This is a genomic window from Rhodococcus sp. P3_B8, from assembly GCF_056402775.1.
On sequence record NZ_JBFUGT010000277.1, the window covers coordinates 1 to 8,694 of the forward strand.

At 65.4% G+C, this 8,694-nt stretch carries 10 protein-coding genes and 1 pseudogene; 6 read left to right on the forward strand and 5 right to left on the reverse strand.

Going from position 1 to position 8,694, the window contains the following annotated elements; all coding sequences use genetic code 11:
• Positions 1 to 97: 97 nt before the first annotated feature.
• Positions 98 to 874, forward strand: a complete 777-nt coding sequence (locus AC1D1G_RS37030; protein ID WP_477956041.1) for an SDR family oxidoreductase — start codon at positions 98 to 100, stop codon at positions 872 to 874.
• 666 nt (positions 875 to 1,540) lie between these two features.
• Here AC1D1G_RS37030 and AC1D1G_RS37035 read toward each other — a convergent pair.
• The 3 genes from AC1D1G_RS37035 to AC1D1G_RS37045 form a co-directional block, all read right to left on the reverse strand.
• A complete protein-coding gene (locus tag AC1D1G_RS37035) occupies positions 1,541 to 1,756 on the reverse strand; it encodes a hypothetical protein (RefSeq protein WP_477956043.1) in 216 nt (71 codons plus the stop codon).
• Positions 1,757 to 1,896: 140 nt separating this feature from the next.
• The gene (locus AC1D1G_RS37040; RefSeq protein WP_477956045.1) at positions 1,897 to 2,139 is read right to left on the reverse strand and encodes a hypothetical protein; all 243 of its coding nucleotides are present in this window, start codon (positions 2,137 to 2,139) and stop codon (positions 1,897 to 1,899) included.
• Between the two features lie 118 nt (positions 2,140 to 2,257).
• Positions 2,258 to 2,545 carry a hypothetical protein gene (locus tag AC1D1G_RS37045; RefSeq protein ID WP_477956047.1) on the reverse strand — a complete coding sequence of 96 codons (288 nt, stop codon included), beginning with the start codon at positions 2,543 to 2,545 and terminating at the stop codon, positions 2,258 to 2,260.
• A gap of 161 nt (positions 2,546 to 2,706) precedes the next feature.
• Here AC1D1G_RS37045 and AC1D1G_RS37050 point away from each other — a divergent pair.
• Positions 2,707 to 3,674, forward strand: a pseudogene (locus tag AC1D1G_RS37050) (ATP-dependent DNA ligase).
• Positions 3,675 to 3,706: 32 nt separating this feature from the next.
• On the opposite strand, the gene AC1D1G_RS37055 reads toward AC1D1G_RS37050, so the two are convergent.
• Positions 3,707 to 4,576: a hypothetical protein gene (locus tag AC1D1G_RS37055; RefSeq protein ID WP_477956048.1), complete on the reverse strand. Its 870-nt coding sequence runs from the start codon at positions 4,574 to 4,576 to the stop codon at positions 3,707 to 3,709.
• Between the two features lie 264 nt (positions 4,577 to 4,840).
• The gene (locus AC1D1G_RS37060) at positions 4,841 to 5,305 is read right to left on the reverse strand and encodes a hypothetical protein (RefSeq protein WP_317571590.1); all 465 of its coding nucleotides are present in this window, start codon (positions 5,303 to 5,305) and stop codon (positions 4,841 to 4,843) included.
• Positions 5,306 to 6,030: 725 nt separating this feature from the next.
• Between AC1D1G_RS37060 and AC1D1G_RS37065 the strand changes: the two genes are divergently transcribed.
• The 4 genes from AC1D1G_RS37065 (at position 6,031) to AC1D1G_RS37080 (ending at position 8,363) form a co-directional block, all read left to right on the forward strand.
• Positions 6,031 to 6,513, forward strand: a complete 483-nt coding sequence (locus AC1D1G_RS37065) for a GNAT family N-acetyltransferase (RefSeq protein ID WP_477956050.1) — start codon at positions 6,031 to 6,033, stop codon at positions 6,511 to 6,513.
• Positions 6,514 to 6,703: 190 nt separating this feature from the next.
• The gene (locus tag AC1D1G_RS37070; protein WP_206016382.1) at positions 6,704 to 7,330 is read left to right on the forward strand and encodes a nucleotidyltransferase domain-containing protein; all 627 of its coding nucleotides are present in this window, start codon (positions 6,704 to 6,706) and stop codon (positions 7,328 to 7,330) included.
• Positions 7,330 to 7,737 carry a hypothetical protein gene (locus AC1D1G_RS37075; protein WP_477956053.1) on the forward strand — a complete coding sequence of 136 codons (408 nt, stop codon included), beginning with the start codon at positions 7,330 to 7,332 and terminating at the stop codon, positions 7,735 to 7,737. Before AC1D1G_RS37070 ends, AC1D1G_RS37075 begins: the two co-directional genes overlap by 1 nt.
• A 500-nt stretch (positions 7,738 to 8,237) precedes the next feature.
• Positions 8,238 to 8,363 (forward strand): hypothetical protein, encoded by a 126-nt coding sequence (locus AC1D1G_RS37080; protein ID WP_477956055.1) that lies wholly within the window; start codon positions 8,238 to 8,240, stop codon positions 8,361 to 8,363.
• The last annotated feature ends 331 nt before the right edge of the window (positions 8,364 to 8,694 follow it).

Consider the following 8,694-nt stretch of genomic DNA (forward strand, 5'->3'; position numbering starts at 1 on the left):
CGCGGCCTGTTCGCCCACCCCGATCACGCCGACGATGATGGAATCCGTACCCCGAGGAACCACACCTCGAAACACCACCGTCAAGGAGACACACCCCATGAGCCAGGTCCTGACCGGAACCCCCCTCACCGGCCGCATCGCCGTCGTCACCGGCGCCTCCAGCGGAATCGGCGAAGCCACCGCCGAACGACTCGCCCAACTCGGCGCCAAGGTCGCCCTCCTCGCCCGCCGCACCGACCGCATCACCACCACCGCCRACCGCATCAACGCCGCCGGCGGCACCGCGATCGCCGTCACCACCGACGTCACCGACCGCACCGCCCTGCAAGCCRCCGCMGACCGCATCACCACCGAACTCGGCCCCGTCGACCTCGTCTTCGCCAACGCCGGCGTCCAGCTGATCTCCGAAATCGTCGACCTCAAGGTCGACGACTGGGACACCCAGATCGACCTGAACATCAAAGGCGTGATGAACACCATCCAGGCCTTCGTCGAACCCCTCGTCCAGGCCGCCGCCGACGACAAACCCGCCGACCTGATCACCACCTCCTCGATCGCCGCCACCCGCGTCCTCGAAAAGTTCCAGGTCTACTCCGGCACCAAGGCCTACATCAGCCAGCTCACCCGCCTACTGCGCACCGAACTCGGCCGMAARAACGTCCGCGTCKCCACCATCGAACCCGGCATGGTCGACACCGAACTGCCCGACCACGTCACCGACCCCGACGCCAGCAAACTCATGGCCGACCTGATCGACCAGATCGACGTCCTCCAATCCGAAGACGTCGCCGAAACCGTCGCCTTCCTCACCGCCGTCCCCAAGCACGTCAACCTCACCGAAATCACCATCCTCCCCACCGCACAAGCCATCTAACCCACCCACCTCAACGCCGCTGTCGCCCGAGATATAGGGCGGCAGCAGCGTTGTCACATCTCGGCGGAACACCGATGGCACCGACGACCCCTACAACACCGCGATCTCAACAAGGCACTGTTCGACGAATTCGCTACCGAATCCGACTCAGCTCGCCCGCAGCGAGCAGATACCGTTCTACACGCCATCTCTCAGCCGCCTGTCCCGTGATTCCCTCACCCTGCACTACGTGGTGGAGTTCCTCCTCAGCCACAAAGTGCCGATCGCAACCACCAACTGCCTTATCCGACCGTCCGACGTCTGGGTGCGCACCGGTGTTCTCGTGCCGACGGACACACAGAACGTCCGAGCCGGCCTCGACGATCTCAACGGCCTGACCGGCAGCCACCGCAAAACCGTCTAGATGATCAGGAGGACATACCCCGGGTGAGCGTCGACCTCGACGAGTCGATGAGGTCGGACATCGAGTATCAGTGCCCGCGATCGCATACGTTGAACGGGTCGAATTCGTTTCGCGCGCAACCTAATTACCAACTACACCGACGGCCCTCTCAATTGCATCACCTGCAGCACCGGCCACGGCTCGCTCGTGAGCAGCATGACCAGCGCGGAGCGCTGCTCGTCGCTGCGCGGAGCCGACCCGAGCCGGGCGACCGAGGCGGTCCATCACTGGTGCAGGTTGATGCTGTTGTAGGTGGCCAGCCGGATCCTGTTGGGTAGCAGATTGTCCCAGTAGTCACCGCGGCGGGCGGCCACCCAATTGCTGCCGGACCAGTCGATCCCGTAGTGCAGCAGCAACACCAACCTCTCCGCCACCTGCGCGGCCGGCGCGGTCAACGGTGGCAGCTGCGGCACAGCAGCGAGCCATCGATCGGTTACCATGATCGTGCGTACCCCCATCGTGTTCATCGCTGCCGGGCGTAGAGAACTACGCGGGATTTCTCGAGCCAAGGACGCACCGGCCGGTGGCCGGTGACGAGGATGCATCCCACCACCGGCCACCCACGGTCACGTGTTCCCGGTTAGATGCTCGCGTGGATCGCCGCCCTGACGGTCAGACGCACGGCGAAGGACACCACCGCAACCACCGCCACCGTGGCCTCCCTGATGTGGTCTGTGCGCAACACGAACTCGCTGGTGCGCCAATGCGGGGCGGGGTCGGTGCGGTGGCGGGCCAGGGCCCGCCGGAGCCGCCAGAACCGGCGGAACAACTCGCCCACCACGGTCGTGGCCGCGCAGGTCCAGATGAAGGTGAGGTCCAACATGACGACTCCTCGAAAATGCAGTCGGGAGACACCGCGGAATTTCGGTGCCTGCGAGGCACGGCTGGGTTGCCGTCCATCGCAGGCCATAGGAGACCAAACAGCTTCTCCACCCCACGTCCTACACGTGCCGAAACATCCTCTGAACAGCGCAGACAGACCTAGAGTCGGGTAGCGCGGAGGCTGACCGCGAACCACGGCCGCCGTGGTTCCAGTCGTCGAAGACCGTCAGCCACCGGTCGGCGGCGACCCTGCTTTCGGACGGGGTAACCCGGGGTGACGCCGCGGCCGCGAAGGCGAGCACGGCGAGCACCCAGAGTGCGCGGGCCGCCACTGCCTGGTCTTTGAGCAGGGCTGCCGAGCCGCCGACGACCAGCAGGGCGCCGAGCCAGAGGGTCCAGGTGGTCATGGGTGGCGCGGGTCCTTCCGACGTTCGGCGATTCTCATGGGACAGGGTGTCATGCCGGCGGTGGTCGAGCAGGCCGGCGGGTGGAGATGAACGAGCCGCATTCTCGGGCTCCGGAATCGTAAAGGTCGCCCGAGCTGCGCAAATGGGCGCACAATCGGCCCATGCGGCTGATCGCGCCGATGTTGGCCACCCCGGGTGAACCACCGGAGCAAATGGACGGTGCCTGGGCCGCGGAAATGAAGTACGACGGCTGCCGTCTCTTGGTTGCGGTCGGCGGCGATGAGCCACCGGTGTTGTGGACCCGCAACCTCAACGGGGTCACCTCCTCGTACCCGGAGGTGGCCGAGGCGTTGACCGACGTGTTCGGCGGTCGCGGCCGCATCGTGCTCGACGGCGAGGTCGTGGCCCTCGTCCAGGGTCGGCCGTCGTTCGCGCGTTTGCAGAAGCGGATGAATACCCTGCGCCCGTCCACGGCCGTGCGGCGGCAGGTGCCGGTGACATACCTTCCGTTCGACGTTCTCCGGCTCGACGGTGGAAATCTGATCGCGGCCCCGTACCTGGAGCGCCGCGCCGCTCTCACCGACCTCGGCCACGAGTTGCACGGCGCCGGCCTGCCCCTTCAGGTCCTCCCGCACTGGGTGGGCGTGGAGAGCGCTGTCATTCTGGAGGCCGCGCAAAATGCGTCGATGGAAGGTGCGCTTTTAAGAAAGTGTCGTCGACGTACCAGCCCGGCAAGCGCGCCCGGTCGTGGCGGAAGGTGTTGTTGCGCACCAGAAGCTCTGCCCTGGTGATCGGCTGGATCCCTGGAGGCGGTGTACAGCGCAACATGGTCGGTTCTCTCGTCCTCGGCGCCTACGATGACCAGGGCGTCATTCGCTACGTGGGCAATGTCGGAACCGGATTTTCGATGGCCGTGCGCCGCCAGCTGAAGGAGAAGCTGGCCAGCCTCGAACGCCGCACCAGCCCACTCGAAACAGAGGCCGCGGCCGCGGAGGAGCACGGGATCGTGCGCTGGGTCGAACCGGTGATCGTCGTGGACATCGCGTACCACGGCTCCAGGACACCCTCGTCGATCCCGGTATCTCGCCTCGTTCGACCATCACACCGGCCCACACCTGCAGCAGCATGACCCCGATGAACTTTCGACGAGGACCACTCGGTTCACGCGTCGACGCGGTGTCGGGAGAGCAGGGGACGGAAGACATTCGCCGCGAAGACGAGGAACGCCACCGCGACGACGCCCAGCACGACGACCTGACCGACCGAGCCGGCCGGATCCGAACGGGCCATCATGACCGCGGCCATGGACACCACGGACGGCGGAACCAGCACGAACCAGCCGAGCACCGCGTACAGCGCCTTGGGGGCGGACGGTGTCCGGCGGAAGAGGGCGACCGCCGAGACGATGGTGGCCGGCACCACGAGACCGAGGTCGAGCAGCACGATGGACCAGAAGAACGTGCGCGCGTCGGCGAATTCGGCGGGCATCGCGCCGCCGAGGATAGGGCCGAGATATCGCGACACCACGAAAGCCGCCAGCGCGAGCAGGATCACGCCGTAGGTACGTTGCTTGGCCGGTGTGGTGTCCGGCAACGAACGGGTGTCGGTGATCGTCCAGGCCCCCACGGCGAGCACTGCCCCTGCCGCGAAGACGCCGAGGTCGAACAACACCACGGCATTGAAGGCCGCGTATTCGGGGCCGAGCACGTACTGAGCGAACATGTAGGCGGTGTAGGCGGCCGGGCCGAATGCCATAGGGCCGGCGGCGCGGTGCCCGCGCAGCGCCAGCACTGCGGCGGCAATGCTCAACGGGGCAACCAGAGCGAGGGTGACGATCTCGAGGCCGATCAGCTGGTTCTGCAAGGTGGTCGAGATCGGATAGTCGATAAGGCCGAGGCCGAGTGGTCCGAGAAGCGAATTGAGGACCAGCACACCAGCGAGGAGGAACATCCCGGTCCCGAATACGGCGTGCCGGCCCGGCGGCGCCGGGCGTGAGCCGGTGTTGCCGCCTGCCGAACGAATATCTGTCAACGTGTGTGACCTTCCGGACCCGAGTGTTCGCGTCAGTATGCCCAGCCGGTCTGCCAGCCCGCACCGCAACGTGCGATCGGACAGGTCGGTGCGGTCAGGGAGGTGGGCGGCTTTCCTGAAGCGAGGACCACGCTTCACAAGCGCAACGCGAGGAATGGCCCATCCTCGCACCTCGAGAACCGGTCACCAGAAGATGCGCCGAGTTGGCGACTGTGTCGCAGGCTCGAATCCTGCTCGCCGGCCGCGCGGCGATCTTCGGGTCGTTCAGAGGTTCTCGGCGTCACGACCCGCGGTGCTGTTGCGCAGTTGCGGGGTCGGTGGGGTGCACCAGATCACTGCGGCTCCGGTAACGAGGTAGAGCACCTGCAGGAAGTGAAACCCGCGAATAGAGGCGATCTCCGCAACGATCCACACCACCATGATCACCCCGGACAGGATGCCGGCCGACTGCCATCCCACGCTTCGTTTGATCATCGCCGAGGCGGCGAACAACGAGCTGCCTCCCACAACGGCCAGCAGAATCACCCCGGGGAAGTAGAGACTGTCGAAGTCGGTGTGCTCAATCCATGAGGGTTGTTCCGGGATCGTGCCGGTCATCAGTGCGATGCCCCCGCCGGCTGCCGAGAGGCCATTGAAGAGCAATAATCCGAGAACGAATTTACCGGCTGTGCTCATACGCGGCCATCTTATGCCCGGAACCGCAACACCGCCTCCCACCGGGTTGCTCATTCGATCACCCCATCGAAGACGTCACCGTCGTTGACGTTGACCCGCAGATGGAACGCTTCCGTGTTCGGGGTGTCAGCGATTGATGACGCCGTTCAGGTCACCGTTGAGCACCCCGGAGCTGCACTCCGATGGCGGCAAGCACTCCGCGGGTGTGAAGGCACAAACCCCCGAAGGGCAACGTGACCCGGGGACGAGCTAGGTAGCGGCACCGCGGCCGCCGGGTTGCCGCTAGTTCCTCGATCGTCTGCTCGGCGGCGCGCAGCGCGGTGGTTAGAGCATCTGCGCGTTCGGAGGCTGATTGCCGGACCTCGGCCAGTTGTGCGGCATGATCGGCGCGCGCTTGTTCGCGGTCCGTGCGGGCCTCGGTGCGCAGGTCAGCGAGTTCGCTACGAAGACGGTCCACGTCCTCGCGAGCTTCCTGCGCGGATGTGTGCGCTGCCGCGGTCTGCGTTTCGGCGCGGGTCTGTGCGAGCTGAGCTTCGGCGGCCGCCTCTTGCGCAGCGTCAACGGCGGTCCCCGCGAAGGTCCTCCGCCCCGGGGATCACCGCACAGATCCCCGCGCCGTGTGGGGACGGGCCGGGGAGGTCGCACAGGTCGTGTGCACTTCCTGGCCGCAGACGCCTCCCCGACATCACCGGACAGTTCAACGGGCGGCATGTGATCGTGACCCAACCCGACAGATCCACCCCTGGTCCAGCCTCGGTGAGGCGAGGAAAATAGGGACGATGGTCGACATCTATGAGGTACCCGCAGGAGAGCCACGCCTGACGTCATTCCTCCAGGCGCAACACACCACCCAGATCGCCCGGCGCGGCGAGTTGGTCGACGCACGCGACCGCCCGGCCCTGATCGCATCGACCGATGACGAGACGGTCGGGGTGCTGATCTACGACATCGACGGCACGAACTGCGAAATCGTGAACATGCGCGCATCCGGCCAATGGGGCGGCGTCGGCACGGCACTCATCGAACGCATCGCCGAAGTCGCCCGTGCACAAGGCTGTTCGCGACTGTGGTTGGTCACGACGAACGACAACCTCGACTCGATGCAGTTCTACCAGCGGCGCGGCTTCCGCCTGTCGGCCGTTCGATGCGGCGCAGTGGACGATGCGAGACGGACGCTGAAGCCGGACATTCCCGCCGTGGGCTACTACAAGATCCCGCGTCGGGATGAAATCGAGTTCGAGCGCGACCTCGAGCCCGCGTAGACGAGCTCGCCCCCACTCAGCCCGGCCGAGGAGGCGAAGCGGGCTGAGCGCCCATCTCGCTCTTCGGAGTGCGTGATTCTTGTTCGATGAGTGCCGCTGCTTTCTGCAACGCCGCGGCAACTATCCCGTACTATAGTACGGGTAGGCGTACAATAGTGCGCGAGACATGACGTCCCTAGGGAACGGAATTATGGATCTGATTCGGCCGCTACAGACAGTGACGCCCACCCTTGATGGTGATGTGCTCGCTGCGCTCGCAGCCGCATCTGAGGCGACATTCACGACCGGCCAGCTGCACCGGGTGCTGCACCGCCATTCGGAGGAGGGGATACGGAAGGTGTTGCAACGATTGAGCAAGCAGGGCACGGTGCTGTCTTCGAGGGTGGGCCACGCGTTCGTGTACCAGCTCAATCGTGAACACCTGGCGTTCCCTCATGTCATGGGTCTCGCCGACTTGTCCGGGGAGTTCCTGCGCAGGTTGGAGGCGCGGTTGGCCGGCTGGGAGATTCCCCCGATGTATGCCGCCGTGTTCGGATCGGCTGCACGCGGAACGATGACGATCAACAGCGACATCGACATCTTCCTGGTCCGGCCGGACGACGTCGCGGTCGAGGAGTGGGATGAGCAGGTGGCGGAGCTGATGGCCGAGGTGACCAGATGGACCGGCAACGATGCGCGGGATCTGCAGTTCGCGGAGAGTGAGATCGCCGGCCGCGGCACGGATGAGCCGGTCCTGCGGGATGTGGTGAAGGAGGGGCTGACGGTGGCCGGTTCACGGGCCGGTTTCACCCGGTTGCTGCGTCGGGGAAATCGGTAGTGGGGCGGACGCGGCCGTGTGACCAGACGGTCCGCCGGGGGCGGCTGAGAAAAGCCGAACAGTTCTTTCACCTGGCCGAGATCGGTCGCGACTTCGCCGACGAACCGGACGGGGTCGATGATGCGGTCGTGACGTTGTGGGTGCACGCGGGCATCGCAGCATCGGATGTCATCTGTTGCGCGCGACTGGGTAAGCATGCGCAGGGCGAGGACCACAAGGATGCTGTCACGCTGCTCGGGTCCGTCGACCCGACCACGGCGAAGCACCTCAGTGTGCTGCTGGGTCTCAAGACGCGGTCCGGTTACACCGATATGCCGACGAGCCGTACCGAATCGAAGCGCGCTGAACGTGCCGCCGAAGCTCTGGTCGAGGCGGCCCGTCGCGCGCACGCTCAGGCCGGAAACTGAACGTAAGACTCGAAACTGGCGGCGTCGGAGTCAAATCAGATCGAGCGAATAGAGCCTCGATCGATCAGTGACCTGCAGCGACGCACCCCGTAAATTCGGGCTGGAGCGGACACTCTGGGCGGGTCCGGGTCCAGGTCCGGCGTGACGTTTCCAGTCGCCGCCACACCGTGGGCGGACTGGTAGACAGACCAGGGGTGGTGGAACGCTCGGATCAGGAGGCCTCGATGCCGCGTCCATCATCATGGGTGAGTACGACGGCGTCCGCCCTCGGTGGGGATGGCTATGACCGATCCCGACCATGTTCACGTGGTGGTTACCCTGATCGTCATTCGGTATCGCCGCCGATCCCGGCCCCTCCCCCTCGCCGAGCCCCAGCCCGGCACGGCTCGCGAACCCTGCTCTTGGGGCTGCTCGCGTTGAGCGCTCCGGCCCAAGTCCCCGACGGCGCCCGTCCGGCCCGGTCCAGAAGGGCGATGTTTCCGGCGCCGAGTGGAGCAGCCATGGAAATACTGGCCATCATCGTCGCCCTGACCACCGCCATCCTCATCGTCCCCGGCGCCTATCTTCTGCTGTGCGCAGTGATACTCGTCGAACAACGTCAACTCGAAGCCGACCACGACCAGTAATGGCCACAGCCGTCTCGACTGCCGGTTCACCAAGGTCGCCATAAAACTCGAAAATTACTGGGGTAGAGGGAGTTTACATATATAGTTGACGTAATATTGGTTTTCGGCGCATGGCGGAGGTGGTCACCGCGCAGCTGCGAGCACAGAATGCCCCACTGCCGAAGCGAGGAGCGTTCGTTGTGTAGGTGGGTGGGCGCGCAAGGCTGGAAACCGCTGGATAGGGCTGCCTACAGGGGTGCTTACGCCCCGGAGACCTCCTACACGAATCACTTCCCTCGGCTACTGCCTCGGGCACCCACATTGTGTCGGTGCCGGTTGCGTCGACGCAACC

Coding starts and splice junctions, on each gene's coding strand:
- AC1D1G_RS37035 (WP_477956043.1), bottom strand. CDS start 1,756: ATGGTAACCGATCGATGGCTCGCTGCTGTGCCGCAGCTGCCACCGTTG.
- AC1D1G_RS37040 (WP_477956045.1), bottom strand. CDS start 2,139: ATGTTGGACCTCACCTTCATCTGGACCTGCGCGGCCACGACCGTGGTG.
- AC1D1G_RS37045 (WP_477956047.1), bottom strand. CDS start 2,545: ATGACCACCTGGACCCTCTGGCTCGGCGCCCTGCTGGTCGTCGGCGGC.
- AC1D1G_RS37060 (WP_317571590.1), bottom strand. CDS start 5,305: ATGAGCAACCCGGTGGGAGGCGGTGTTGCGGTTCCGGGCATAAGATGG.
- AC1D1G_RS37065 (WP_477956050.1), top strand. CDS start 6,031: ATGGTCGACATCTATGAGGTACCCGCAGGAGAGCCACGCCTGACGTCA.
- AC1D1G_RS37070 (WP_206016382.1), top strand. CDS start 6,704: ATGGATCTGATTCGGCCGCTACAGACAGTGACGCCCACCCTTGATGGT.
- AC1D1G_RS37080 (WP_477956055.1), top strand. CDS start 8,238: ATGGAAATACTGGCCATCATCGTCGCCCTGACCACCGCCATCCTCATC.